We start from the raw sequence: 25,891 nt of genomic DNA on the forward strand, positions 1-25,891 counted from the left end.
GCAAAAACAGGGAACAAACAGCAGCTCAATATCAGTAAAACTGCTATCTTCATGATGGGGGATACTGCTCTCTGAATTTAACAAAAAAAGAGCATATACGGTTCAATCCGGCCAACTTTATCTTACAAGTGTGACGGTTCCCTTACGTTGAACGGTGTTATTGTTAATATCTTTTCCCTGAACTACCCAAACATAGGTACCCACTGCAGCAATACTGCCGTTAACAGTTCCATCCCATCCCTTGAGATACGCCGTACTGGAGAACATTAACTTACCCCAGCGATCAAACACCCGGAAGAATTCCATCTGCACAATACCCACCGGCAACGGACGGAATACATCATTTAAACCATCCCCGTTGGGTGAGAAGGCGTTAGGTATATAAATATCCGGTCCTTTGATAAAGCGCACAAAAATGTTGTCGGTACCGGAACAACCTTCCTGCGTATAGGCGGTAACGGTATATGTAATATCACGGTTATACGTAGTTACCGGATTATAAATATTGCGGCTGTTTAATCCATCCGGTGGTGTCCAGGTATACCGTACGCCTCCGGTAGCATTCAGCTGGAATGGCGTGTTCAGCATAATAATGGTGTCGTTGCCGGCAAAGGCATTTACTTTAGGTACCACATTTACCAGCGCAGTGGCGGTAACCGGTTTCGGGCATCCCAGTGTATCTGTTACCGTTACTGTAAACAGGGTGGTGTCCGGAGGATGGGCCAATGTAACTGCTGATGTGGATTTATCCACATAATAAGCCGGTGTCCACTTGTAGTAAGCGCCCCCTGTGGCGCGCAGCGTAAGCGGAATACCAAAGCAAACAGTGGTATCAGGAGCCGCAGTAGCCCTGGGTGGATCTACCACTTTGAGTGTAACGGTATCGGCTGAACGACATTTGCCCAGTGCTACCTGGATCTCATAACTTTGTTTGGGGGGAGTGGGCGTTACATACGCATCCGCCTGTAACGATATTACCTGGTTGCGGTCCAGGTCTGTCCAGCGGTAGGTGTATACTCCATCTGTAACTGATGGCAAATGCACCTCATCACTGGTACACACGGTGCTGTCGGAAATCGTTTTCACCCGGATGGTATCTCTTACATCTACCTTTACATCTTTAAAATTGGTACAACCCTGTGTATCCGTAAACGTTACCTTATAAACAGACGACTTCGGCGGAAATACAATAGCATTGGGTGCATTGGGATTCAGGATAAAATAATTATCGGGCGTCCATGAATAAGAACCGGGAAGTGTACTCTCTGCATACATTTGCAGGCTGTCCTTTGCGCAAAGTAGCGTATCGTTGGTAGCTGTGAATGGCGGCTTATCATAAATCACCAGCGGTTGTGTAATGGTTTGCTCGCATCCTTTCACATTGCGGGCATACAGCTTTACATTATAAGTGCCGGGCGTGGTATACGTATAAGGCGGGTGTGCCAGATTGGAAGTATCACCGTTGCCAAAATCCCATTTATAATACACGATGCCACCGGCGTCTGACCGGGTGGAAGCAGAATTGAATTTTGTTTCTTTATTCACGCAGGCGCCTGCGGTGGTAAATGCCGGCTTGAATACCGGGTACGCATATACGATAGCGATGGCGCTGTCGCCGCAATTACTCGCTTTATCTACATACAGTTTTACGGTATAGGTACCTTGCTGTGCATAAGTATGTTGAATTGGATTGGCGGTATTGGTATCAAGTGTAGCACCGTCTCCAAAATCCCAGTGGTATGGCTTTCCGAGGGTGCTGTTATTGGTGAAGGTAATGGTTAAGCTGCTGCAGTCCGCATATTTTTCAGGCATGGCAGCGGTGGCCTGTTTCACGCAGGAGGTAATGTTGATGTGAAAGTCTTTCCGCAACGTTCCGATTTTTTGTCCTTTGCGGAATTCATTTACACACACCGTTACCACATATTTACCTGCTGCCGGCGCCACACCGGAAATAATACCGGTATGCGGATCTATGGTAACGGTAGATCCCAGCGGACTGCTGCCACTGAATGGCGACACATAGCTGGCGAAACTGTACGGTGGTGCGTCCGCTGCGGGCGGAACATCTCCTTCACTGGTTTTACCGCCTTTATAAGCGTCGCAGAACTCATAGCTGAGGGAATCGGCATCCGGGTCTGTAGCAGAAAAATCGTAGGTGAATTTTTTGTCTGCACAAACGAGGGTGGCTTCTTCTTTATTAAAAACGGGGCTTGAATTATTGGTAGCACCGCTGTTACTGCCGGGAATATCGGCGTAGTAGGTGGCGCCCGTGCCCAGGTCGCCGGGACGGCCGCCGGGAATAGGTTCTGCCACTATATTTTCCATATATGGATCACGGCAACAGCTCTGGAAAGCAATGGTATACCCGGCGGTGTTCACCGGAATGGAAATAGTGGTAGTGTAAGTTCCGATCTGGTAACAGATCACCGGCGGGTTAACGATACAGGGATCTATCTTCGCAAGATTTTTTACTTCAAAGTTGGTACGTGAGATCTTGTACTGGCCTATCGCGCGGTAATCACTTCTGTCAAAAGAGGAAAGAAACACAGCGGTGGGCATTTTGGCAATCCGTTCCCCATCGCCGCAAATGCGGTATAATTTCAGTGTGATGGAATATTGAAGGTTATTTCCACTTTGCCCGAGATACTTGTAATATACCTGTCCGCCTATGATATGGCTGGCCTGCGCCACCAGGGCGCACACCATGCATAGCAGGATGACAAGAAGTTTTTTCACAACACGCGTTTTTTAGATTATAGTTGACAAAAGGCTATAAACTGTTCCAGTATCACATTGCTCTCTTCCGCTATTTCCCACATGCCCATGTGGCCCACGTTTTCAAAAATATGTACACTGCTGACCGGGGGTAAAGTTATCTGAGGTAGCACGTTATCCAGCGGCACTGCATTATCATCCTTCCCGATCATAAATAACACCGGCACGCGGAGGGTTTTCAGTATTCCCGTCCGGTCCGGCCTCACTGCCATTGCTTCGTAATACGCTACCAGGGAGGGAAGCTGGCATTCCATGCCCAGTTTTACGTAGGCGTCTATTAATTCGTTGTGTTTACTTTTGGTAGCAGGGCTAAACATATTCGGCAATGTTTGCCGCAAAAATGTTGCTGCTCCGTATTGTTCCATCATTTTGATGGACTTGCGTCTTCCTTCTTTTTTCTCTTCACTGTCAGCTTTCGCGGTAGAATGAAAGAGGCCCAGTCCCTTCAGCAGCGCCGGGTATTTTTCCGCCAGCGCCAGTGCAATGTAGCCACCCATAGAGTGACCGATGATAACTGCTTCACTGATATTTTCTGCTAACAGGATGGCATATACGTACTCCGCCATAGATTCAATGGTAAGTGGAGTAGTAAGCGGCGATAATGCGGTTCCGGGTAAATCAGGGATAATAATCCGGTAATGCTCTTTTAGTCGCGTTGTTTGGTGGTCCCAAAGCGTGGCATTTTCTGAAAAACCGTGTATAAGCACTATCGTTGCACCTTTGCCTTCGTCGAGCCAGGTGATGTTTCCGTTATTGATTGATTTCCGCATGTCTTAAGCCGGGAATAAATCGTGAAATAAAAGCATGTACCACTAACAAGATACAAAATATTAGTGCTGCTTTGGAAACCAGGTCACCATTTTTTACATAGAACGTAATATCTGCCTCCGGTGTTACAGTTGCTTTAAAAACAGCTTCTTTCCAATAGGGCTGGGGCTGATGTACGTTCCCCGCCGGGTCTATCACGGCCGATATACCTGTATTGGCACACCGGGCTATCCATCGCCGGGTTTCAATGGCGCGTATCCTGGCATACTGTAAATGCTGCCGGTGTCCTTCGGTGTTCCCCCACCATCCGTCGTTGGTTATAATGACTAATAAATTAGCGCCGGGTTTAATATGGGTCGCCATATAATTGCTAAACACAGATTCATAACAGATTACAGGAAATATGTTGATGCTGTCCTGCGGGTTTGTAAACATTTCCACACCCGGCATCCTGCCATAACTGCCTGAGATACCGCCAAAATCCAGCGCCACGCTTTGCATAAACGACAAATAGCCTACATAGGGCACCAGTTCGGCGCCGGGCACCAGCTCGTATTTATGGTATACCTGGATGTTGCGGGAAGTATCTATCTGGATGGCGCTGTTATAGGCATCCCAGCGGGTGCCGTCATTCATGGTCCGGGCGGTAGTGGGTATTTCATCGGTAGTGGCGTAGCGTTTCATAGTGGCTGCACCGCTGATGAGCTTTGCCCCCGGGTATTTACGCAGCATCTCACGGACGGCGATAATTTCCGGCTGATAGTTTAGCTCGTGTTCCCACGCTCCCTGTGGAAACAACGCCGTTTCCGGCCATATAATATAACGGGTATTGCTATCCGCTTTTTCTTCAGTAAGATGTAAAAATTTTCCAAGCTGCTCCATCGCCGATCCGGCGCTGAACTTTTCATCATAGGGATCTATGTTCGGCTGCACAATCACGATCTCCGTTTTCCGCGCAGGGTTGTCCACCGGCGCGGATATAAAGGCAGAAATGATCAGCGGTAACCCAATCACCAGGAGTGGCTTCCAGCTTTCTCCCAAAAGAACCTGTTTCCAGGTGAAATCGTATAGGCGGGCCCGTTTCCATACATTGTAAATAACAACGTTGGCCAACAATACCCAGAAAGTACCTCCGCTGGTGCCGGTATACTCATACCACTGGATCCATCCCGGCCGCAGCGCAAAAGCATGACCAAGCACCAGCCACGGCCAGCTGAATTCCCAGGTCTGATGAATGTATTCAAACGTTAACCAATATACGATCAATGCAAAATAGGCCACTGATTCCGGCAATTTCCGCTTCGTATTTTTGAAACCCAGCCAGGGAATACTCATCAGCAGGGCATTGAAGCAATTGGCAAAAACACCGCTCAGCGGAAGGGTGGTATTACCCACCCACCAGGTGGAAGCTACGTTCCAAACGAGGAAAGCCAGGAAAAGAAGACCAAAATATTTCCAGCGGTGCTGCACCTTATCGCTGATATACAATAAGGGCGTAAAGGCGATGAAAATAAGCGGGGTAAGCGGCAGGGTAGGCCAGGCAAGCCAGCAAATCAAACCACTCAGTATACTCAGCAACAGGTAAGGCTTCTTCATTTAAGCATTGCGGATTATGAATTACGAATTACGACGAAGATAAGCGCGGAATTACTGAAAACAAAAACGCCCGGTACTTTCATACCAGGCGCCTGTATCTAAAGTGTTGCTTATCTGCTGTAGTTAGGTGCTTCCTTCGTGATCACCACATCATGGGGGTGGTTTTCTTTTACGGTAGCAGCCGTAATTTTTACAAACTGCGCTCCCTGTAATGCTTTGATATCTTTGGAACCGGTAAGACCCATACCAGCCCGTAAACCGCCTACAAATTGCTGTACTATTTCAGACAACATGCCTTTGTATGGAACACGGCCTACGATACCTTCCGGTACCAGTTTCTTAATGTCATCTTCATCCTGGAAGTAACGGTCTTTACTACCTTCCTGCATGGCTTCAATAGAACCCATACCACGATAAGATTTAAATTTCCGTCCTTCATAAATGATCGTTTCCCCGGGGCTTTCTTCCACTCCTGCAAAAATAGATCCTGCCATGATGGTAGAAGCGCCTGCGGCAAGTGCTTTCACCATGTCGCCGGTATAACGGATACCACCATCTGCAATTACCGGGATACCCAGTTTCTTCAATGCATCAGCAGCTTCCATTACAGCCGACAATTGCGGGAAACCTGCACCTGTAACAATACGGGTAGTACAGATAGAACCTGGTCCTACGCCTACTTTTACTGCATCGGCTCCTGCCTGTGCCAGTGCCAGTGCGCCTTCTGCGGTGGCTACGTTACCGGCAATCACCTGTAATTTGGGGAATGCTTTCTTTAATTTCTTCAGGTTGTTTAATACGGCAATGGAATGACCGTGGGAGCTATCCAGGCAAACTACATCCACACCTACATTGATCAAAGCCTGTGCGCGTTCCAGTAAATCGGCAGTAATACCTAATGCTGCGCCCACCAGTAAACGGCCAAATTCGTCTTTTACTGCATTGGGATAGCTGGTCAGCTGAAGGATGTCACGGTAAGTGATCAGTCCTGCCAGTTTGCCCTGCTTGTTAACAACCGGTAATTTTTCGATTTTATATTGCTGGAGAATTTTTTCTGCCTTTTTCAGGTCAGTGCCTTCGGGAGCAGTGATCAGGTTTTCACTGGTCATCACTTCTTTTACAAGGCGTTTTTTATTTTTCTCAAACCGTAAGTCCCTGTTTGTCAGGATGCCTACCAGCTTGTTGTGGTCGTCAATGATGGGAATACCGCCGATACCGTTTTCTTTCATCAGTCGCAGTGCTTCTCCGATGGTAGCATCCACCTTCAGCGTAACGGGATCCATGATCATTCCGCTTTCGCTGCGTTTCACCCGTCTTACCATTTCGGCTTGCCGTTCGATGCTCATGTTCTTGTGGAGAATACCTATTCCGCCTTCCCTCGCCAGCGCAATAGCCAGCGTTGCTTCTGTAACAGTATCCATCGCTGCAGATACCATTGGTATATTCAGACGTATGTTTTTTGTTAATTGCGTAGAGAGATTTACTTCTTTAGGCAGAACTTCAGAGTAGGCCGGTACCAGGAGCACATCATCAAATGTAAGTCCGTCAGCTACAAATTTGGGTTTAGATTTTCCCGCAGGCATGATGCAACTATTAATCAGTTAAAAAATAATTGCACGCAAATGTACACCTAATTACCCAATAAATAAAATAATCACTCTCCATCAGGCCCGCCTGGTTGTTAATAAATCATTAACAAACCAGCTCGTAAAGCTGGCCGGGTAAGCTTCTGAGCACACTTTGCATTTCCAGGTTGAACACGGCGGTGGCTACCTGGCTCCCCGATAAACGGGTTTGCAGGTACAATTCTTCGAGGTGCCGCTGCGATTTTTCCCGGAAAAGCGACATAATCAGCTGTTCATCCTCGCTTAGTTCCGGGAATAACCCGGGTTGCACCACGGGGGCCTTGCCGGCAGCGGTTTTCTCTTGCCAGCCCATGAGCGCCAGCACATCTTCCGGGCCTGTTAGTAAGGCGGCTTTGTTTTGTTTGATCAGGTAATTACAGCCGGCAGATTGGGGATCATGAAGCCTGCCGGGAATACAAAACACATCCCGGTTGTAGCCATTGGCCAGATCTGCTGTAATCAGCGATCCGCCGCGCATTCCACTTTCTATCACTATAGTGGCGTCGCAGATCCCGGCTACAATCCGGTTCCGCTTGGGGAAGTTTTGCCGGTCAGGCATGGTTTGGCTGGGGAAGTCGGTCAGCAGCCCGCCGTGCTCCAGCATTTGCACCGCCACCTGTTTATGTGCCGGCGGATAGATCCGGTCCAGCCCATGTGCCAGCACGCCAATAGTAGGTATTTGGGCTTTTAAGGCCGTTTTATGGGCGATGATGTCAATACCATAGGCCAAACCACTCACAATAGTGATCCCCGCCTCCGAGAGTCCTTTAACCAATGTTTCGCAAACACTCTTTCCGTATGCGGAAGGATGCCGCGTGCCCACAATATTAATCATCCGCATGGCATTCAGCGAAGCGTTGCCTTTATAATACAACATCGCCGGATTGTCGTAGCAATGAAGCAATCGCTGCGGATACGCCGGGTCTGTACAAAACAGCGGCTGTATCCTGTACTTCTCCATAAAACTGATTTCATTTTCTATCTCCGTAAAATCACGGAAATTACGGATAGCGGCGGCCCTGATGGCGCCTACCGTTTCAATTCTTTCCAGCTCCTGCTTCCGCGCGTTGAAAATATTACCGGCGCTGCCGAAATGCTCCAGCAGTTTTTTTACAATTACATCGCCGATCAGGGGAATACGGGTTAATGCCAGTTGATACATGAGTTCCTGGGGCATAACAAACAATATTTCCGCATAATTTACAATTTTCCCGCGGCACTTTTTCTGCACAGCATGAATTATTTTTGCAGCTACCAACGGATATTTTTATGAAGATGAAATGGATACTGACAGGAGTAATGGTAGCAGGATTGTTTGCCTGTAAAACTACCCGGCCCGTAGCAGAAAAGAATACGGGATCGCAACTGCTTCCCGGTGGACCGGCATGGGCCGCATTATGGCAGCAACAGTCCGGCGAATATAAAGCACTGTGCCTGCAGGCATACCAGCTGGCTGCGCTCCGCCTCGATCAATACCTCGCCGCCAAAGGCAGCAAACCACTGGCTGTAGTTACAGACATCGACGAAACCGTGCTGGATAACAGCCCCTACTCTGTACACCAGGCGCTGGCAGGCAAATCATATGATGATAAAAGCTGGATGGAATGGACTGCCAAAGTAGCCGCAGACACCGTTCCCGGCGCACCTTCCTTTTTTAAGTATGCGGCCTCCAAAGGCGTAAAAGTATTTTATATCACCAACAGGGCGGAAAGCGAAAGAGCCGTTACCCTGCAAAACCTGCAACGCTACCAGTTGCCCGATGCTGATGATCAGCACCTGCTCCTGAAAACTACCACCTCCGGCAAGGAACCCCGCCGGCAACAAGTATTGCAGCAATATGAAATTGTAATGCTGTTTGGTGATAACCTCGGCGACTTCTCATCTACGTTCGACAAAAAACCTTTTGAAGAAAGAAATACAGCAGTACTACAGGCAACCCCCAACTTCGGCAGCCGGTATATTGTATTGCCAAACCCGATGTATGGCGACTGGGAAGGAGCATTGTACAACTTCCAGTATAAATTAACCACTCAACAAAAAGATTCTATACTGCAAAGGAGGTTGCGCAATTACTAGGGATCGCCGAAGGCGATCCCTCCGCTCACAGGCTGATAATCCGGAACACCGTCCGCCTGTTGGCGGCTCTTCCTTCTTCTGTATCATTGGTAGCTACCGGGTCGTTTTCGCCGTAACCCTTTGCCGTAAGGCGGTCCAGCGGGATACCTTTTTCTGTGAGGTAGCTCACTACTGCTTTGGCGCGGTTCTGCGAAAGCAGTTGATTGTCTTTGTCGGTGCCTACATTATCAGTATACCCCGCGATCTCAATTTTTACGGTGGGGTTATCCTTTAGCAGGTTCACCAGCTTGTTGAGTTCCGTTACCGATTCCGGTTTCAGGTTATACTGTTTGCTGTCGAAGAAGATGTTATGCAATACGATGCTGGCATTGGCAGCCAATGGCTGCAATGGAATATTTTTTTCGTAGGGGATGCCCGGGTTGTGTTCTTTCAGCGAAAAATTATCTGAATAAAAGAGATATCCTTTCCTGTTTACGTGCATGGCGTAATCCTTTCCTACCGGCAATGGCGCGAGGTAATCGCCGGTTTCATTGGTTTTAACGGTAGCGATATTATATCCGCCCTGGAGGTCAATGATATCTATGCTGGCGGTTAAACGCTGGTGCGTGAGGGTATCGTACACATAGCCTTTTACGTACAGTGTTTGCAGGGGACGTGCTTCCGGATAAAGTTCAAAGCGGTAAATATCGAGCGTGCCGCGGGTATCGGACCTGTCGGAGGCGAAGTAGGCAGTTTTACCATTTGCTTCTACTACCAGCGAGGCGTCTTCATCAATGGTATTGATCGGGTAACCCAGGTTGGTGGCTGGCCCCCAGCTGCCGTCGGGTTGCCGCCGCGAATAAAAGATGTCGAGGCCGCCATACCCCGGATGCCCGTCGGAAGCAAAGTACAGTGTTTGTCCATCTGCGTGGATGAAGGGAGTGGTTTCCCTGCCGTTGGTATTGATATTGGGCCCCATCCTTTCCGGTAGGCTCCATTGTCCGTTGGGTTGCCGGTTGGTTACAAATATATCTGCACCATGATCTGGTGTTTCACGTGCAAAATAAAGTGTTTGTTTGTCGGCGCTGAGGCAGGGTTGTGACTCCCAGTCGCGTGTGTTAATGGGCGATCCCATATTCTTTGGGGCGGTCCAGCCCGAGGTGGTTTTTTCCGAGTAGTAGAGATCGCAGCTGCCTTTGCCTTCCGGAAATTCGCAGCCTGTGAATACCAGCATGGTACCATCTTGTGAAATGTTTTGTGCGCCTTCATTGAAAGAGGAGTTTACAGGTTCACCCATGTTTTGTGCCGTTGACCAGATGTTGTTGTCCCGGTACGTAATATAAAAGTCTTCATTGCGGCCATTTACGCGCCTGGTGAAGATCAATGTTTTACTGTCAATAGTTAATGAGGGGAAGTATTCCGGATCTTTACTGTTTACCGGATCACCCAGGTTTTCCGGGTGGAATGGCACTGCCTGCCGGTTGTTGTTTACGGCAAATTCATAATTTACTTTCAGCTTCTCTGCATTTGCACTTTTCGATTTTATGGACGCAATGTATTGATTGATTAACTGTAACGCACCTACGAAATTTCCTGTGCCTGCCATCGCTTTTGAATAAGGCACCATTACTGGCCGCAGCCCGCTGCTATCCAGTTGTTTTAGCTTCTCAAATGCGGAGGTGGCCGCGGCATAATCTTTTAGCTCCACATAACACAAACCCATTTGTCCGTATGCATCGGTAAATCCCGGCGCCGTTTTAATGGCATCCTGCAGGAATCCGATAGCTGCTTTTGTCTGGTAAGTTCTTACGGCATCAATGGCGCGGTCAAAACTGGCTTTGGCTTTTTTAGGGGCATTTTCATAGGTAACTGTCTGGGCCTGCAACAGCAGCCCGAAGCCCAGCAGGCAACTCAGTATTAACAGGGAGGTCTTTTTCATAGTATGTATTCGCAATGTAATTAACGAAAATACTACGAAAATAGTACGGGGAGATCGCCTTCGGCGATTTTAAATTGTCTTGGAGCAGGATTACGCTGATTATACTGATTTTTTTGATTTGATCTTTTGGATTCTATGAATGATTTCAAAATGATTAAGGGAGACATTAGCGAATTTATCCGCTTATATCTCCCTTAATCATTTATAGAATCCAAAAGATCAAATCAAAAAAATCAGTATAATCAGCGTAATCCTGCTCCAAGACAATTTAAAATCGCCGAAGGCGATCTAAGGAACATTAATATACTTATGGATCTGCAATGACATGGTCCATTCCGGATGATCTTTGATATACTCCGTAATCAGCGGCGTCATTTCTGCGCTGCGTTCCCATTCAGGCTGCAGGTACAGCTTACAATGCTTGCCGGCTAAGGCTGCATATTTTTCTGCCCAGGCAAAATCCGTTTTATTAAAGATCACCACTTTCAGTTCATGCGCGGCTTTGCAGATTTCCGGCAGGGGCGCCTTGAACTTCTTGGGCGATAAAGTAATCCAGTCCCATTTGCCACTGAGCGGCGAAGAGCCAGACGTCTCAATATGCGTGTGAAAACCCTGTTGGTGCAGGGAGCGGGTAAGTGCATCAAGATTATGAAGCAAAGGCTCACCACCGGTTACCACCGCAATACGGCCGGGATAGGCCGCTGCTTCGGTTACAATATCAGACACGGCTACCTGCGGATGCTTATCTGCATCCCAGCTGTCTTTTACATCACACCACACACAACCCACATCACAGCCACCCAGTCTGATGAAATAGGCAGCCCGCCCCTGATGGTAGCCTTCACCCTGGATCGTGTAAAAGCGCTCCATCAGCGGGAGGGTATCAGTACTAATATTTATTGTTGTTACAGACATGACTTACTTCACAAAGGTCCGGTTTTTTTAGTTCCGGCTATATTTAATTCTATTTTCAAACCTCACGGGTTCGAATCCCTGACTCTCCGCCCATTAATTCATACTTCCTTTCAAACCAATAGTGGCGTGATAGGTGTTTTTGAGTAAAGCGGCAATCGTCATCGGGCCTACGCCACCCGGTACAGGGCTGATGTAGCTGCATTTAGGCGCTACTTCGTCAAACTTCACGTCGCCTTTCAGGCGGAATCCGCTTTTCCTGGTGGCGTCTTCCACACGGTTAATGCCTACATCCACAATTACAGCGCCTTCTTTCACCATATCCGCCGTTACAAAATCCGGTCTGCCAATAGCGGCAATGATGATATCAGCCTGACGGCAAATTTCAGCCAGGTTCTGCGTCTGGGAATGGGTAAGGGTAACGGTGCAGTTGCCGGGATTGGTATTGCGGCTCAGTAAAATACTCATAGGCGTACCTACAATATGACTGCGGCCTATAACTACTGCGTGTTTTCCTTTGGTAGGAATGTTGTAATGCTCCAGCATCAGCATAATACCATAAGGAGTAGCAGGAATGAAAGCAGGTAAACCACTTACCATTTTACCTACGTTCATGGGATGGAAACCATCCACATCTTTACTCGGATCAATGGTGTTGATCACCAGCTCTTCATTGATATGTTTTGGTAAAGGTAATTGTACAAGGATACCATCCACATCCGGATTTTCATTCAGCAGAATGATCTGGTCCAGCAGATGCTTTTCAGAGATCTGCGCATCAAAACGCAGGAGGGTGGAATTGTAACCGCATTCTGCACATGATTTTACTTTGGATGCTACGTAGGTTTCACTTGCCGGATTATTACCTACCAATATGGCTGCCAGGTGAGGGACCTTTTTCCCAGCGGCCTTCAATTCAGCCACCTGGGCGGCTAATTGGGCTTTTATAGCCTCAGAAACGAGTTTACCGTCTAAAATTTGCATGTGCAAAGGTAAGAAAAAGCTGTATGTTATCAGCTATGGGGAATCAGCTTTTTAGAGAAGCGCTGTCAGAAGGAACGGGGGGCGATGAACTAAAATCATCCGAAGATCCAGCAAAACAAGCTCCTGTAAAGGAACTTGCTTTGCTCAGGCATTGCGCCCGTCAGGAACTTACGAGTTGTTCAGTGGAAGTTATAAGGCAAAACTTAAATATAAATCTTCTTGTTGATATATGCAACGGAAGAGTCAGATCACAGTACTTTATGATTTAAATTTTTGGAGCAGCATCCAGTATTTCCGATGCTGATGCCCCTGCATATTTTTCAAAGTTGCGGATGAACTGTCCGGCCAGATCTCTTACCTGCCTGTCATGAGCGGCTTTATCTTCCCAGGTATTGCGTGGGTCCAGGATATGGGACGGAACGCCGGCGCAATTATCAGGGATTGAAAAACCGAATACAGGATGCGGATGGAAAGTTTCCTTGTCAAGGCTGCCATTCAGCGCTGCCGTGATCATAGCGCGGGTATACGACAACTTCATGCGGCTGCCGGCGCCATAAGCGCCGCCGGTCCAGCCGGTGTTGATCAGCCATACATCTACATTGTATTTGCGCATTCTTTCACCCAGCATCTGTGCATACTGCGCCGGGTGCAAAGGGATGAACGGCGCGCCGAAACATGCGCTGAAAGTGGACTTCGGCTCTGTAATGCCTGCTTCGGTACCCGCTACTTTAGCGGTGTAACCTGAAATGAACTGGTACATGGCCTGTCCGGGTGATAACCTGGAAACTGGTGGTAACACACCATAGGCATCGCAGGTAAGAAAGAATATATTCTTTGGAATACCTCCTACAGAAGGTTCCAGGGCATTATCAATATACGGCAGCGGATAAGATACACGGGTGTTTTCGGTGATCCCGCAATCCCCATAGTTCACGGTATTGGTGCCGGGAAAAAAGTTAATATTTTCCAGCAGCGCGCCTTCACGTACGGCACGAAATATCTGCGGTTCTTTTTCTTCAGAAAGATCAATACATTTTGCGTAACAACCGCCCTCAAAATTAAAGACGCCGGTAGCGGTCCATCCGTGTTCATCATCACCGATGAGCTTCCGCGAAGGATCAGCGCTCAATGTGGTTTTGCCGGTGCCGCTCAAACCAAAGAAGATAGCGGTATCGCCGTCATCGCCCACGTTGGCGGAGCAATGCATGCTTAATACATTTTTGTTGTGCGGCAATTCGTAATTCAGGATGGTGAAAATACCTTTCTTGATTTCACCGGTATAGGCGCTGCCACCTATGAGGATAATTTTTCTGGTGAAATTCACTACGGAGAAATTCTGCTGCCGTGTGCCGTCAGTGGCAGGATCTGCCAAACAGCCAGGCGCCTGGATAACGGTCCAGTCGGGATGCATATAATCCAGTTCATCTTCCGAAGGACGTAAAAACATGTTGTAGGCAAACAGGCTTGACCACGGCAGTTCTGTAATTACTTTGATGTTGACCCGGTAATCCTGGTCGGCACAAGCATAGCAATCACGTACCCACACGTCTTTCCCGCTGAAATAACGGGTGATCCTGCTGTATAAACGATCAAAATTTTCTTCAGAAATGGGGAGGTTAAAATCGTTCCAGTTAACAGTGTCCGTTGTGATGTTGTCTTTTACAATGAATTTGTCTTTGGGTGAGCGGCCGGTAAATTCGCCGGTGTTTACAGCTGATGCCCCTGTATCGGCATATACCCCTTGCTTACGGGCGACCGTTTGTTCCGCCAGTTTTTCGGGTGAAAGTTGGTAATAGATGTTCGTTACGTTCTCTATGCCAAGTCCCCGTAAGTCAGCAACAGGATTCCTTACGCTACTCATTTGCATAAAAGCAAGATTGTTTTGGTGTAATAGCAAAACTAGCGATTTTTTGATATTGTCAAATTTTATAGGTGTTATACCATTGAAATTTAGAAATTAAATATCGGTTTAGGGGTTGTTGTTGCGATATCTTCAAAATGTCCACTTTTCATTGCAGGATTATCTAACCATAATTGAGAGAATATACTATTAAATAATTGTAAGGAAGTATTAGTACGATTTTGTCATTTAATGATGCAGATATTGACCGATTTGCCGGTTCTGACCTTTTTCATATTTCTACCTCCCGAATTTTACATAGGTTTGAAGCCTCATTTGAAATTAAGCGATATGAAGAATCTGCCCTTGGATCCGCAGCTGTTCGTGAAGAACCGCCAGCGTTTTGTGGCTAAAATGCAGCCACAGTCTATAGCTATTATTAACTCCAATGACGAACTGCCCACCAATGGCGACGCCTTGTACAAGTTTAAACAGAACTCAGATCTGTATTGGCTCACAGGCATTGATCAGGAGGATACGATGGTAGTGTTGTATCCCGGTAACCCGGATCCGAAGTACCGCGAAGTATTGGTACTGGTGCGACCTAACGAGTTAAAGGAAAAGTGGGATGGCCACAGGTTGCGCAAAGACGAGGCATACGCCGTGTCTGGTATGAGCACCGTAGTATGGCTCGATAGCCTGGATGCGCTTTTACAACAGTGGATCAACGAAGCCGCCAACATCTACCTGAATTCCAACGAAAATAACCGCAAAGCAAACCTCGTACCGGTAAAAGATTACCGCTATGTACAGGAAATGAAAGTACGTTACCCGTTGCATAACTATCTGCGTGCCGCTGTTATCTTTAAAGAATTGCGCGCAGTAAAAACGCCGGAAGAAATCAAGGTGATGCAGGAAGCAATGGATATCACCGAAAAAACTTTCCGCCGCTTACTGAAGTTCATTAAACCCGGCGTATGGGAACATGAAATCCATGCGGAAATTTTACACGAATTCCTGCGTAACCGTTCTGCCGGTGAAGCTTATGGCTCTATCATCGCTTCCGGCGACCGCGCACGCACCCTGCACTATATCTCTAATAACCAGGAATGTAAAGACGGAGAAGTGATCCTGATGGACTTTGGTGCAGAATACGGCGGATATAACGCCGATCTTACCCGTTCCGTACCGGTAAATGGTAAGTTTTCGCCCCGCCAGCGCCAGGTATACGATGCCTGCCTGCACCTGCATAACTACGCCAAATCCATTCTCCGCCCGGGTATCACCATTGCCAAATACCACGAAATGGTAGGAGAGGAAGCCACTAAACAATTTATAAAAATCGGGCTGCTCACAGAAGAACAGGTGAAAAATCAGGACCCCGAAACACCGGCCTACCGCAAATACCTGTATCACGGCATTTCCCATCACCTCGGTGTAGATGTGCACGATCTCGGTCCTTCTTTCCATCAACCGATCCCGGTGGGCGCTGTAATGACCATCGAACCAGGCATTTATATTGAAGAAGAACAACTGGGTATTCGTATCGAAAACAATATCTGGCTCACCGCCGATGGTAATGTGGACCTGATGAAGAATATTCCTGTCACGGCAGATGAAATTGAAGCCCTGATGGCCAAATAATCAGGATGATTTTTTATGATTATCCTGGTTAGCAAAGATTAAAAGATAGATGATATAATATAATTATCAATATTCTATCTTCGCTCATCAGGATAATCACAAAATCATCATAATCACAGTTAATGAAACAAATACCGAATATTCTTACCCTATGTAACCTCTTCTGCGGTGCACTGGCCATTATCTGCATACTGCATGCGCCTGAATACCGCGCGGAAATTAACGGCGCCGACTATACGATTATCAGCCCGGAACCTGTATACTGGGCATCCGCACTGGTAGTGATTGCAGGTATTTTCGATTTTTTTGATGGTATGATAGCCCGCCTCCTCAAAGTATCAGGCCCTATGGGTAAGGAACTCGATTCACTGGCTGATGTGGTGACTTTTGGCGTGGTACCCGGCATGATGTTGTACCGCCTCCTGCGCAGCGCCTATTTTCAGCAACCAGATGTTTTTGATGTATCCATTATTAACCTGGCGCCGGCCTTACTGGTGCCCTGTTTTGCGGCTTACCGCCTCGCTAAGTTCAATATAGATACCCGCCAGTCTGAAAATTTTATTGGCGTACCCACGCCCGCAGTAGCCCTGCTGGTGGCCTCTTTCCCCCTCATCCTTTTATTTAATCCCTTCAACCTGGCACACTGGTTCCAGAATATCTGGGTATTATATATCACCATTGCCCTGCTCTGCTACCTGATGGTGGCCGAAATACCAATGATCAGCCTGAAGTTCAAAAGTAAAAGCCTGGCACAAAACTGGCCCCGCTTCTTATTGATCGGCCTCACCCTGGTAAGCATACCCCTCCTGAAGTTCGCTACCGTTCCTTTTATATTTATTTGTTACGTAATATTATCGGTAGTGGCGCCGCCGAAAATACAAGCGGTTTAACATTCTGGATTTTTTGATGTAGGTTTGCGGCAAAATTTCTAGCACAATGACTTTTACTGCACATATCAATGTGATGCCACTGAAAGAATTATTAGATCCGCAAGGTAAAGCGGTAATGAGTGGTCTCAAGAACCTCGGCCTGGGCCAGGTACAAGATGTACGTATTGGTAAACACATTACTCTGCAAATTGAAGCCGCCAGCCAGGAAGAAGCAAGGCAGATCGCTGAAAATGCCTGCCAGAAACTGCTGGCAAACCAGGTAATGGAATCTTTTGAAGTACAAATACAATAATTAATTGCGAATTGCGGATAACGGAGCTGTGGGGAGATGACTGGTAAAGTCTCCGGACTGCATCTCCCCACACATTCGTAATTCGTAATTCGTAATTAAATTATGAAATTATATCTCGTTCCATCTCCCATTGGCAACCTCGCCGATATTACCTACCGGGCCGTAAAAGTACTCGAAGAAGCAGATCTGATCCTCGCGGAAGATACCCGTACTTCCAGCGTATTACTGCGGCATTACCAGATCAATAAACCCGTTACTCCCTACCATCAGCACAACGAGCATAAAATAGTGCAACACCTCCTGCAACAGCTGCAGGGCGGTAAAACAATGGCTATGCTCACAGATGCCGGTACCCCCGGTGTGTCTGATCCCGGGTTTTTACTGGTAAGGGAATGCGCCCGCGCCGGCGTACCGGTAGAATGCCTTCCCGGCGCCACCGCCTTTGTACCCGCACTGGTAAACAGCGGCATCCCCATGACCCGCTTCGCCTTTGAAGGATTCTTCCCCCTCAAGAAAGGCCGCCATACCCTCTTTACAAAACTGGCCACCGAAGAACGGACCATCGTTTTTTATGAGTCGCCCATGAGACTGCTCAGAACCCTCTCCGACCTGATCCAGTATTTCGGACCAGACCGCCCGTGCTGCGTATGCCGCGAACTCACCAAAATGTTCGAGGAAAATAAACGCGGCACACTGCAGGAAGTACACGATTACTTCGCTGAAAAAGGCGTAAAAGGAGAAATTGTAGTAGTGGTGCAGGGCGTTGAATAATTATTTTTACCTTCCGGTTGGTTGCTGACATACGTTTTGTATAACAAATCATTTAGCCATGCCCGTTACTGATATCGCCGCACTGCGACTGCAACATCAGCAGTTGCTGAAAACAGCCTTCAAAAAACCACAGGACATGGTGGCCTTCTTTGGCGCTATGCAGGCACAGGAACATGCCAACAGCAAATGGGGCATTGGCGTACGGCTCCCCGGCTGTGCAGACGCGGACATAGAAAAAGCCATCAGCAACAAATCCATTATCCGCACCACCGCCTTCCGCGGCACCCTGCACCTCATAGCCCCCGCCGATGTACGCTGGATACTGCAACTCATCGCTCCCACTATAAAGGCCCGCATGGGCAGCATGATGCGCAAACTGGAAATGGACAATGCCCTCCTGCAGAAAACCAATCAATATATCACCAAAGCATTACAGGGAAGAAACCACCTCACCCGCAAAGAACTCACCACCCTGTTACAGGAAAAAGGAATCAATACAGACGACCACCGCATGAATCACATCATCTATCACGCAGCGATGGATGGAATTATCTGTAACGGCCCCCTCAGCGGAAAACAATTTACCTACACACTCCTGGATGAATGGCTGCCCGGCACAGCCACACTCAATAAACAGGCATCGCTGGTTACCCTGGCTAAACGCTACTTCATTAGCCACGGCCCGGCTACCTTACCCGATTTTGCCCAATGGGCCGGCCTCTCACTTACAGATGCCCGGGCCGGACTGGAAGGAGCGCAATCCGCCTTAAAACCACTGGACGTAAACGGTACGGCCTATTGGATGGCTCCCGGAAAAAAACAAACCACACCCGATACCTCCCTGCTGTTACCAGCCTTCGATGAATATTTCATCGGGTATAAAGACCGCAGCACACTGATAGATATGCAGTTTGCCAAAAAAGTAATGACCATCAACGGTATCTTCAACCCTATCATGGTACAAAACGGGCAAATCATAGGCACGTGGAAACGCACCTTTAAAAAAGACAGCGTAACCATCGTCACCGATCCGTTTAAACCATTCAAAAAGGCCGGTCTGAAAGCGTTTGAACCAGCCGCACAACAGTACGCGGACTTTCTCGGCCTCACCCTCCACAGTTTCTCCTGATTTACTTCCGGCCACATTGCACTCATCAAATATCAGGGACAAAATCGCCAAATGATCCTTATTTTAGCTGTTTTAAACCAAATGAAACGGAATGAAGTACCGGGTTACAACAGGCAGCTGTATTGCCATCGCTTTGCTGGCGGGCAGCTGGTTACAACTAAGCGCTCAATCTGACCGCTGGCAGCAGAGAGTAAAGTATACGATGGATGTGAAGGTGGATGCGCCGGCCAATCAGTTCAAAGGACAACAACACCTTGAATATTACAATAACTCCCCCGATACATTAAAGAAAGTTTTTTATCACCTCTACTGGAACGCCTTTCAGCCCGGCAGCATGATGGATGTACGCAGCCGCGAACTGGGGAAAATTGTAATCGGAAGAGATAAAAAAGGGAACGAACGCCGCGACTGGGACAACCGCGTACGCGACCGCATCTCCCAACTGAAACCGGATGAAATAGGCTACCAGAAAATCATCTCCCTGAAACGCGACGGAAAACCACAGGACTTCAAAGTAGTGGAAACCATCCTGGAAGTGCCGCTGGATAAGCCTGTCCTGCCACACTCCAAAGCTGTTTTTGATATGGAATTTGCCTCACAGGTGCCGGTACAGATCCGTCGCAGTGGCCGCAATAATGCCGAAGGAGTGGACTTCTCTATGTCACAATGGTACCCTAAAATGTGTGAATACGATTATGAAGGATGGCACGCCACTCCTTATATCGCCCGCGAATTTTACGGCGTATGGGGCGACTATGATGTAAAGATCACCATCGATAAAAAATACGTGATCGGCGGTACGGGCTACCTGCAAAACCCCGATCAGATTGGTCACGGATATGAAAAACCCGGCGCTAAAGTAACGCCTCCCACCGGTAACACACTCACCTGGCATTTCATTGCACCTAATGTACATGATTTCATGTGGGCCGCCGATCCGGATTACAAACACATCACGCAGAAAGTGGATGGGTTTACGGCTCACTTCTTTTATATCGACAACGAATACACGCACAACACCTGGCCCCAGCTGGCGAAAATGATTCCAGCCGCCTATGCCTATATCAAAGCGCATTACGGCGCTTATCCGTATGAGCAATATTCTTTCATACAAGGCGGCGATGGCGGTATGGAATATCCAATGGGCACCCTCATTATGGGCAACGGTAAAATGGATGGTTTATACGGAGTAGCCATGCACGAATGGATGCACAGCTGGTACCAGGGAATGCTGGCCACCAACGAAAGCCTGTACCCGTGGATGGATGAAGGCTTCACCACCTTTGCGGAAAACAATGTGATCTTTAACACCATCGATTCACTGAAAGACCGCGATGCGCAGGAAGATGCATATGCAGGTTATTTTGCGCTGGCAAGAAGTCCTTTTGAAGAACCCGCTACCACGCATGCCGATCACTTTAACACCAACTACGGTTATAGTCTTACTGCCTACTCCAAAGGTGCTGTATTCCTGGAACAGCTGGGTTATGTAATTGGCGCGCAAAACCGCGATAACGGCCTGTTACGCTACTATAACGAATGGCGTTTCAAACATCCGAACGTAAATGATTTTGTACGGGTAATGGAAAAAGAAAGTGGTATTGAACTGGATTGGTACAAGCAATATTTTATCAACGCCGTAAAACATATCGACTACGGTATCGACAGCGTTTTTGCAAAAGGCAATAAAACAGTAGTGCGCTTACGCAGGGTAGGATATATGCCGATGCCCATTGACTTTATGGTAACGGATAAGAACGGTAATAAAGTGCTGCACTATATTCCGTTGTCCATCATGTACGGCGAAAAACCTAATGAGTATCCAAATGTAAAACGTATAGTCGATCCCGTTTGGTACTGGACCAATCCCGTTTATGAAGTAGAACTGGATACCCCGCTTGCAGATATTAAAGAGCTGGAAATAGATCCCAGTCAGCGTATGGCAGATGTGGACAGAAGTAATAACAAAGCCGTGTCTTAATATACACCAGAAATAAAGCTTGTACCGGGATGTTGTTTATAAAACAGCATCCCGGTATTTTTTTACAGCGATTGCAACACCGTTGCGGCGCGCTGTTCTCCTTCTTCCATCATTTCTTTCATTACCTGTGGTATAAATTCCAGTCCTCCCATAGCTACATCCAGTGCCTTTCTGGGGCGGATGATGTGTAGCTTTACCGCGCTTTTTCCCTGGAAAGGATTAGCGGCGGGAAGATCAAAGCACTGATCTATATCCGCAGCAGGGATGCCTTTTTTTTTCAGGTTATCTTTTACGGCAGCAAGATAGTGTAGCGACTGGTTGATGAGCTGTGTGATTTCCAGGTCGGTGGCGGCTATTTCATTGGTGGTGTTATCCACTTGCTTTTCGAGGATATCGATCAGGTTTTTGAATAAGATATCATCTTCGCCGGGAGTTTCCGGGGTGAGCAGGATGACATAGATCCCGGTGGCGCCTTTTTCTATGGCCAGTTTAATGGGGTGATAGTGAGCGCCGCCGGCATTGGTGAATTGCTGCACATGATCAGGGAGGGATGCTACTTCCACCGGTGGCATAAACACCGGCATACTGCAGGATGCCTGCATGGCTTCACGGAACGTGTAATTGTCGAGAAGGGATATTACATCATAATCCTTCTTCACCATATCGGCGCCTGACGGAGAAAAATAAGTGATGCGGTTTGTTTGCAGGCAGCGTGCCGCAACAAATACTTCTTTATTCAGCTTTTGCAGTGCGCTGAAGCGGGCATCGGTAAAGATGTTGGTAATTTTATGGGTAAGGGCGGTAGCGTTGTAAAGGGAGTTGTTTTGGGGGAAGCGTTGCAGCATGGTATTGGTGCTCACCAGGTCGGCGGTGGTGTTACTGGTGAACAATTTTTCCAGCAACGATATTTCTCCCAAAGCCGCGAGGGGAGCAATTAATGAGCTGATGCCAGTGCCGCAGAAAAAGTCGAATTCAATAGCTGGTTGTTGAGAATAAAGATGCTTTAAAGCGCCAACAGCAAAAGCCGCCCTGGAGCCGCCGCCACTGATGACTAACGCAGTTGTAGCCATGAGGATTTTTTAGGTAGCAACAATTTAACTAAAAAATCAAAATATCAGCTGCTGTAATTGGTTCTGCCAGGTATGGCCCTGTAGTTCCTGGTCCTTCAGTTTGTTCAGGTGGTGTTCATTGTGATGTGCAATGTAATACAACATTTCACGGATGGTGATCTTTCCGAGCAGGGGGTGCGGCAGGCGGTACTTGTCCAGGTCACTTTCCGACCAGCCGGCCAGTTTGTTGATTAATTTATTTTTCTGGAGAAGAAAACCTTGTAGTAACGCGGGTCGCTGCGCAGGATAGATCACCCCGGGCTGATAGGCCCTGGTAGCTTTTGCGCCGGCATCCAGGATCCGCTCATAGTCAGCCACCAGCTGGTTGTACGACCGCGATGGTATGGTGCTGGCGCCGAAATAGCGCAGTGTTACTTTGGGAAATCCCAGGGCGCCGCTTACTGGTCTGATGGATTTGGTGAGATGATCCAGCTGCTGGCCAGCCGACCACTTACCGTAGGGGGAAGCGGTAAATCGTATATCCGGCAACGTATTCACAAAATCCACGAAGTTGTCGAAACTGGTATTTAATAGAGATTTGATCTCGTGCTGGTTCAGGTACATAGGAAACAAAATTTAGAGGGTTTCAAATACACTATACCTGGCTTTGTAAACAATATACCCGGGCCGCTGCATTCTCTTTGAAGTTACGCCAGATTTGCGAGCCGGCCAATAGCTTATTACATATAAAACGAATTTATGTATAATAAAATCGCCACATGGCCCGGGAATATTGATCCGCTACTGAAAAATCTTAAATTATTCCAGCACAGCGCATTCAAAACCTTGTTTTTGAACGAATTCTACAATAATATTCTCTTCCACCTGTAAGTCGGCAATGCGTAATACTTTATCGCAGTCGTCCAGGTCTACATGGCATGACCCAACGGGGAAGCTGGAAGCAATGGCCTGGATCATCTGCTGGCGCTCTTCCAGGCTGCCTATATTGGTTTTGAATATTCCTATCATCGCACAAATGTTTTTTAGTGTGATTCTTTTTCTTCGTTTTTAGGTTCTTCCGGATCACGGTACCAGTCGTCGCGTTTCCACGCGCCAAAACCGGTTCTGCAACGGTTGCGCAGGTGTTCTCTCATTTTCTCCTGTTCTTCCGGCGTCATATTCGCCATTTTGTCTTTCAGGCGGGCTTTCCATTCCCGGCCGCGGTTAAATTTATCGTGATGGTTATGCCATCCAAAAAGTAGTTTACCCAGTAACATCAGGCCCAGCGCCTGCCAGAAATTGATGACCGGTCCGTGGAACAGTTCAGGGATCAGGCAGTTCCATAATAGCATGGTAGCAAATCCTACTGCTGTAATAAACAGTGCTCCCATGATTATAAACTTGAGTACCTGTGGCCCCCTTCTTCTGCCAAAATTGTTTCTCATATCTTAATAATTAAATCAGTCGTTAAGTAATTCGTTGTACAGTTCTGCCAGGCGTTCCCGCAGGAACAGTACTGCATAACGTTTGCGTGATAAAAGGGTATTTACCCCAATGCCGGTTTCTTCACTCATTTCCTTAAAGGATTTCCCCTCCAGTTCGTGCTGCAGAAATACCTGCCGCTGATCGGCCGGTAATTCATCAATGGCCTCCATAATGGCTTCCGACATAATCTTTTTCGCCATCGGGGTGTCTGCCTCCATGTTTTTGTCGGAAAGTAGTTCGGGGAGAAATAACACTTCTTCACCTTCTATCTCGCGCGTGAAATCGGAAAAAGGAGTTTCTTTCTTCTTACGGAACCAATCGGTAATCTTGTTCCGGGTTACGGCAAAAAGCCATCCGGTGATAGAATCTACCTGGCTTCCCAGGCGCAGGTATTCGGTAAACTGATAGAAAACATCCTGTAAAATATCCTCTGCATCGGACGCATTATTTACCCGTTGCCGGATAAAATGCAGCAATCGCTTGCGTTCCTGCTTCACGGTTGCCTGTATGCGTTCGTTTTGCTCTATGGCCATAATGCTATTTGTAAGGACCAGCTGTTTCATCTTAATAAGGATGACGAAGCAGCGAACCGGATATTTTATAAGGACGAAAAAAAATCTTCTTAAATTACGTACAAGGAAATCTGTTGTTTATGCACGATCACGCCCACGCCCATACTCCTGCACTCAATAACGCCCAGGTTAACAGGGCCTTTATATGGGGTATTTCCCTCAACCTGGCCTTTGTGGCGGCAGAGTTTATCGCGGGTTTCCTCACCCATTCCCTGGCTCTCATGGCCGATGCCGGGCATAATCTCAGCGATGTGGCCAGCCTGGCCCTCTCGCTGCTGGGGTTCCGCCTGGTCAAAATCACTTCCAACCCCGGTTATACCTATGGCTACCGCAAAAGTACAATTCTTATCTCCCTGTTTAACGCTATGCTGCTGCTCATTGTGGTAGGCGTGATCGGGTATGAGGCCATCCGCCGCTTCAGCCAGCCCTACGAAGTACCCGGAACACTCATTGCCGTAGTAGCAGGCATCGGTATCTTTATTAACGCATTTACCGCCTGGCTGTTTTTCAAGGACAAAGAAAAGGACCTGAATATAAAAGGAGCCTACCTCCACCTGGCCGCCGACGCCCTGGTGTCGATGGCAACCGTAGTTGCCGGTATCATGATCATTTACACAAAATGGTACTGGCTGGATCCCCTGCTGAGTATAATCGTAATGGTGGTGATTGTGCTGGGTACCTGGGGGCTGCTGCGCAACAGCCTGCGCCTGTCGATGGATGGTGTGCCAAAGGATATCGACTTACAGGAAATCAGGAAAAAGGCCCTGGCCGTGAAAGGGGTAAAAGATATTTATCATATTCATGTGTGGGCGCTCAGCACTACCGAAAACGCCTTAACGGCTCAGGTTACCATAGATCCGCAGCTGGATGCTGCCGGCACAGAAGCTTTGAAGAAAGAACTGCGCCATGAACTGGAACACCTGGGCATCCGCCACACCACACTGGAAACCGGGTTTAGCTCTTAGCTAATACCACAAACTTCTCCTTAAAACTTTCTTCCGGGAAAATATCATACACCTTTACCAGGCGTGGCTTTAAGCCGCTGTCGGAAATTTCCTGGGCCAGATCCCCGCCTTTCAGGCAAATCAGCCCCTTCTCAAACTGCTTGCCCGGCGCCGTGGATTTCTTTAACACATGCTTGCTCCAGCGCCAAAGGTCGCCCAAAGGAGCCACCGCACGGGAAACTACGATATCAAACTTCCTGTTCTTAATGTCTTCCACGCGGCTATGCGCAGCGGTAACGTTTTTTAGCTGCAGCGCTTCCGCTACGCCCTCCACTACCTTGATCTTTTTACCAATGGAATCTACCAGGTGAAATTGTACTTCCGGGAAAAAGATAGCCAGGGGAATACCCGGAAATCCACCGCCGGTACCCAGGTCCAGGATTTGGGTGCCTGGCTGGAAATCCGCTATAGCGGCTATACTGAGAGAATGTAATACGTGTTTTTCATATAAGGCATCTATATCTTTACGGGATATCACATTGATCTTTTCGTTCCATTCCTGGTATAATCCCTGCAGCGCCTCAAACTGCGACAGCTGTTCCGGTGTAAAGTCGCTGAAATACTTTAAAATAACTTCCAT

General features: G+C 47.7%; 23 protein-coding genes. 8 read left to right on the plus strand and 15 right to left on the minus strand.

Annotated features, from left to right (window positions below; translation table 11 throughout):
• Nucleotides 1–117 precede the first annotated feature (117 nt).
• The 5 genes from ACMXI2_RS01455 to dprA form a co-directional block, all read right to left on the minus strand.
• Nucleotides 118–2,736, minus strand: coding sequence for a PKD domain-containing protein (locus ACMXI2_RS01455; protein WP_483779958.1), 2,619 nt, complete (start codon nucleotides 2,734–2,736; stop codon nucleotides 118–120).
• A 17-nt stretch (nucleotides 2,737–2,753) separates the two neighbouring features.
• Nucleotides 2,754–3,545, minus strand: a complete 792-nt coding sequence (locus ACMXI2_RS01460; RefSeq protein WP_483779959.1) for an alpha/beta fold hydrolase — start codon at nucleotides 3,543–3,545, stop codon at nucleotides 2,754–2,756.
• Complete coding sequence (gene lnt, locus ACMXI2_RS01465; RefSeq protein ID WP_483779960.1) at nucleotides 3,526–5,139, minus strand: apolipoprotein N-acyltransferase; 1,614 nt, start codon at nucleotides 5,137–5,139, stop codon at nucleotides 3,526–3,528. Before lnt ends, ACMXI2_RS01460 begins: the two co-directional genes overlap by 20 nt.
• A gap of 110 nt (nucleotides 5,140–5,249) precedes the next feature.
• Nucleotides 5,250–6,722: an IMP dehydrogenase gene (gene guaB, locus ACMXI2_RS01470; protein WP_483779961.1), complete on the minus strand. Its 1,473-nt coding sequence runs from the start codon at nucleotides 6,720–6,722 to the stop codon at nucleotides 5,250–5,252.
• Between the two features lie 109 nt (nucleotides 6,723–6,831).
• Nucleotides 6,832–7,941, minus strand: a complete 1,110-nt coding sequence (gene dprA, locus ACMXI2_RS01475) for a DNA-processing protein DprA (protein WP_483779962.1) — start codon at nucleotides 7,939–7,941, stop codon at nucleotides 6,832–6,834.
• Between the two features lie 98 nt (nucleotides 7,942–8,039).
• Between dprA and ACMXI2_RS01480 the strand changes: the two genes are divergently transcribed.
• The gene (locus ACMXI2_RS01480) at nucleotides 8,040–8,840 is read left to right on the plus strand and encodes a 5'-nucleotidase, lipoprotein e(P4) family (protein WP_483779963.1); all 801 of its coding nucleotides are present in this window, start codon (nucleotides 8,040–8,042) and stop codon (nucleotides 8,838–8,840) included.
• 25 nt (nucleotides 8,841–8,865) lie between these two features.
• On the opposite strand, the gene ACMXI2_RS01485 is transcribed toward ACMXI2_RS01480, so the two are convergent.
• The 4 genes from ACMXI2_RS01485 to pckA all read right to left on the minus strand — a co-directional run bounded on the left by ACMXI2_RS01485 (nucleotide 8,866) and on the right by pckA (nucleotide 14,521).
• Nucleotides 8,866–10,758, minus strand: a complete 1,893-nt coding sequence (locus tag ACMXI2_RS01485) for an OmpA family protein (protein ID WP_483779964.1) — start codon at nucleotides 10,756–10,758, stop codon at nucleotides 8,866–8,868.
• A 288-nt stretch (nucleotides 10,759–11,046) separates the two neighbouring features.
• Entirely contained in the window at nucleotides 11,047–11,673 is a 627-nt protein-coding gene (locus ACMXI2_RS01490; RefSeq protein ID WP_483779965.1) for a 7-carboxy-7-deazaguanine synthase QueE, read from the minus strand.
• Nucleotides 11,674–11,766: 93 nt separating this feature from the next.
• Nucleotides 11,767–12,654 carry a bifunctional methylenetetrahydrofolate dehydrogenase/methenyltetrahydrofolate cyclohydrolase FolD gene (folD, locus tag ACMXI2_RS01495; RefSeq protein ID WP_483779966.1) on the minus strand — a complete coding sequence of 296 codons (888 nt, stop codon included), beginning with the start codon at nucleotides 12,652–12,654 and terminating at the stop codon, nucleotides 11,767–11,769.
• A 265-nt stretch (nucleotides 12,655–12,919) separates the two neighbouring features.
• Nucleotides 12,920–14,521 (minus strand): phosphoenolpyruvate carboxykinase (ATP), encoded by a 1,602-nt coding sequence (gene pckA / locus ACMXI2_RS01500; protein ID WP_483779967.1) that lies wholly within the window; start codon nucleotides 14,519–14,521, stop codon nucleotides 12,920–12,922.
• 324 nt (nucleotides 14,522–14,845) lie between these two features.
• On the opposite strand from pckA, the gene ACMXI2_RS01505 reads away from it, so the two are divergent.
• The 6 genes from ACMXI2_RS01505 to ACMXI2_RS01530 all read left to right on the plus strand — a co-directional run bounded on the left by ACMXI2_RS01505 (nucleotide 14,846) and on the right by ACMXI2_RS01530 (nucleotide 21,201).
• Nucleotides 14,846–16,138: an aminopeptidase P N-terminal domain-containing protein gene (locus tag ACMXI2_RS01505; protein WP_483779968.1), complete on the plus strand. Its 1,293-nt coding sequence runs from the start codon at nucleotides 14,846–14,848 to the stop codon at nucleotides 16,136–16,138.
• 122 nt (nucleotides 16,139–16,260) lie between these two features.
• Complete coding sequence (locus ACMXI2_RS01510) at nucleotides 16,261–17,028, plus strand: CDP-alcohol phosphatidyltransferase family protein (RefSeq protein WP_483779969.1); 768 nt, start codon at nucleotides 16,261–16,263, stop codon at nucleotides 17,026–17,028.
• A gap of 46 nt (nucleotides 17,029–17,074) precedes the next feature.
• Entirely contained in the window at nucleotides 17,075–17,320 is a 246-nt protein-coding gene (gene purS, locus ACMXI2_RS01515) for a phosphoribosylformylglycinamidine synthase subunit PurS (protein WP_142683702.1), read from the plus strand.
• Nucleotides 17,321–17,422: 102 nt separating this feature from the next.
• On the plus strand, nucleotides 17,423–18,091 hold the full coding sequence (gene rsmI / locus ACMXI2_RS01520) for a 16S rRNA (cytidine(1402)-2'-O)-methyltransferase (RefSeq protein ID WP_370909354.1): 669 nt from the start codon (nucleotides 17,423–17,425) through the stop codon (nucleotides 18,089–18,091).
• A gap of 58 nt (nucleotides 18,092–18,149) precedes the next feature.
• A complete protein-coding gene (locus ACMXI2_RS01525; protein WP_483779970.1) occupies nucleotides 18,150–19,220 on the plus strand; it encodes a winged helix DNA-binding domain-containing protein in 1,071 nt (356 codons plus the stop codon).
• Nucleotides 19,221–19,311: 91 nt separating this feature from the next.
• On the plus strand, nucleotides 19,312–21,201 hold the full coding sequence (locus ACMXI2_RS01530; protein WP_483779971.1) for a M1 family metallopeptidase: 1,890 nt from the start codon (nucleotides 19,312–19,314) through the stop codon (nucleotides 21,199–21,201).
• Nucleotides 21,202–21,263: 62 nt separating this feature from the next.
• Here the strand turns inward: ACMXI2_RS01530 and ACMXI2_RS01535 are convergent, their stop codons facing one another.
• From ACMXI2_RS01535 to ACMXI2_RS01555, 5 genes are all read right to left on the minus strand, one after another.
• Complete coding sequence (locus ACMXI2_RS01535) at nucleotides 21,264–22,271, minus strand: patatin-like phospholipase family protein (RefSeq protein ID WP_483779972.1); 1,008 nt, start codon at nucleotides 22,269–22,271, stop codon at nucleotides 21,264–21,266.
• Between the two features lie 36 nt (nucleotides 22,272–22,307).
• On the minus strand, nucleotides 22,308–22,874 hold the full coding sequence (locus ACMXI2_RS01540; protein ID WP_483779973.1) for a DinB family protein: 567 nt from the start codon (nucleotides 22,872–22,874) through the stop codon (nucleotides 22,308–22,310).
• Nucleotides 22,875–23,069: 195 nt separating this feature from the next.
• Nucleotides 23,070–23,279 (minus strand): hypothetical protein, encoded by a 210-nt coding sequence (locus ACMXI2_RS01545; RefSeq protein WP_483779974.1) that lies wholly within the window; start codon nucleotides 23,277–23,279, stop codon nucleotides 23,070–23,072.
• Between the two features lie 14 nt (nucleotides 23,280–23,293).
• Nucleotides 23,294–23,695 carry a hypothetical protein gene (locus ACMXI2_RS01550; RefSeq protein ID WP_483779975.1) on the minus strand — a complete coding sequence of 134 codons (402 nt, stop codon included), beginning with the start codon at nucleotides 23,693–23,695 and terminating at the stop codon, nucleotides 23,294–23,296.
• 15 nt (nucleotides 23,696–23,710) lie between these two features.
• On the minus strand, nucleotides 23,711–24,268 hold the full coding sequence (locus ACMXI2_RS01555) for an RNA polymerase sigma factor (protein ID WP_483779976.1): 558 nt from the start codon (nucleotides 24,266–24,268) through the stop codon (nucleotides 23,711–23,713).
• Between the two features lie 119 nt (nucleotides 24,269–24,387).
• On the opposite strand from ACMXI2_RS01555, the gene ACMXI2_RS01560 reads away from it, so the two are divergent.
• Nucleotides 24,388–25,272 carry a cation diffusion facilitator family transporter gene (locus ACMXI2_RS01560; protein WP_483779977.1) on the plus strand — a complete coding sequence of 295 codons (885 nt, stop codon included), beginning with the start codon at nucleotides 24,388–24,390 and terminating at the stop codon, nucleotides 25,270–25,272.
• Here ACMXI2_RS01560 and rsmG read toward each other — a convergent pair.
• Complete coding sequence (gene rsmG / locus ACMXI2_RS01565) at nucleotides 25,262–25,891, minus strand: 16S rRNA (guanine(527)-N(7))-methyltransferase RsmG (protein WP_483779978.1); 630 nt, start codon at nucleotides 25,889–25,891, stop codon at nucleotides 25,262–25,264. The genes ACMXI2_RS01560 and rsmG overlap by 11 nt on opposite strands.

Source organism: Chitinophaga sp. G7 BAM 1005 (genome assembly GCF_057126945.1).

What these genes read in the sequence shown, in the direction of transcription:
- ACMXI2_RS01460 (WP_483779959.1), bottom strand. Translation starts at nt 3,545, where the DNA reads ATGCGGAAATCAATCAATAACGGAAACATCACCTGGCTCGACGAAGGC.
- lnt (WP_483779960.1), bottom strand. Translation starts at nt 5,139, where the DNA reads ATGAAGAAGCCTTACCTGTTGCTGAGTATACTGAGTGGTTTGATTTGC.
- guaB (WP_483779961.1), bottom strand. Translation starts at nt 6,722, where the DNA reads ATGCCTGCGGGAAAATCTAAACCCAAATTTGTAGCTGACGGACTTACA.
- dprA (WP_483779962.1), bottom strand. Translation starts at nt 7,941, where the DNA reads ATGCCCCAGGAACTCATGTATCAACTGGCATTAACCCGTATTCCCCTG.
- ACMXI2_RS01480 (WP_483779963.1), top strand. Translation starts at nt 8,040, where the DNA reads ATGAAATGGATACTGACAGGAGTAATGGTAGCAGGATTGTTTGCCTGT.
- ACMXI2_RS01485 (WP_483779964.1), bottom strand. Translation starts at nt 10,758, where the DNA reads ATGAAAAAGACCTCCCTGTTAATACTGAGTTGCCTGCTGGGCTTCGGG.
- ACMXI2_RS01490 (WP_483779965.1), bottom strand. Translation starts at nt 11,673, where the DNA reads ATGTCTGTAACAACAATAAATATTAGTACTGATACCCTCCCGCTGATG.
- folD (WP_483779966.1), bottom strand. Translation starts at nt 12,654, where the DNA reads ATGCAAATTTTAGACGGTAAACTCGTTTCTGAGGCTATAAAAGCCCAA.
- pckA (WP_483779967.1), bottom strand. Translation starts at nt 14,521, where the DNA reads ATGCAAATGAGTAGCGTAAGGAATCCTGTTGCTGACTTACGGGGACTT.
- ACMXI2_RS01505 (WP_483779968.1), top strand. Translation starts at nt 14,846, where the DNA reads ATGAAGAATCTGCCCTTGGATCCGCAGCTGTTCGTGAAGAACCGCCAG.
- ACMXI2_RS01510 (WP_483779969.1), top strand. Translation starts at nt 16,261, where the DNA reads ATGAAACAAATACCGAATATTCTTACCCTATGTAACCTCTTCTGCGGT.
- purS (WP_142683702.1), top strand. Translation starts at nt 17,075, where the DNA reads ATGACTTTTACTGCACATATCAATGTGATGCCACTGAAAGAATTATTA.
- rsmI (WP_370909354.1), top strand. Translation starts at nt 17,423, where the DNA reads ATGAAATTATATCTCGTTCCATCTCCCATTGGCAACCTCGCCGATATT.
- ACMXI2_RS01525 (WP_483779970.1), top strand. Translation starts at nt 18,150, where the DNA reads ATGCCCGTTACTGATATCGCCGCACTGCGACTGCAACATCAGCAGTTG.
- ACMXI2_RS01530 (WP_483779971.1), top strand. Translation starts at nt 19,312, where the DNA reads ATGAAGTACCGGGTTACAACAGGCAGCTGTATTGCCATCGCTTTGCTG.
- ACMXI2_RS01535 (WP_483779972.1), bottom strand. Translation starts at nt 22,271, where the DNA reads ATGGCTACAACTGCGTTAGTCATCAGTGGCGGCGGCTCCAGGGCGGCT.
- ACMXI2_RS01540 (WP_483779973.1), bottom strand. Translation starts at nt 22,874, where the DNA reads ATGTACCTGAACCAGCACGAGATCAAATCTCTATTAAATACCAGTTTC.
- ACMXI2_RS01545 (WP_483779974.1), bottom strand. Translation starts at nt 23,279, where the DNA reads ATGATAGGAATATTCAAAACCAATATAGGCAGCCTGGAAGAGCGCCAG.
- ACMXI2_RS01550 (WP_483779975.1), bottom strand. Translation starts at nt 23,695, where the DNA reads ATGAGAAACAATTTTGGCAGAAGAAGGGGGCCACAGGTACTCAAGTTT.
- ACMXI2_RS01555 (WP_483779976.1), bottom strand. Translation starts at nt 24,268, where the DNA reads ATGGCCATAGAGCAAAACGAACGCATACAGGCAACCGTGAAGCAGGAA.
- ACMXI2_RS01560 (WP_483779977.1), top strand. Translation starts at nt 24,388, where the DNA reads ATGCACGATCACGCCCACGCCCATACTCCTGCACTCAATAACGCCCAG.
- rsmG (WP_483779978.1), bottom strand. Translation starts at nt 25,891, where the DNA reads ATGGAAGTTATTTTAAAGTATTTCAGCGACTTTACACCGGAACAGCTG.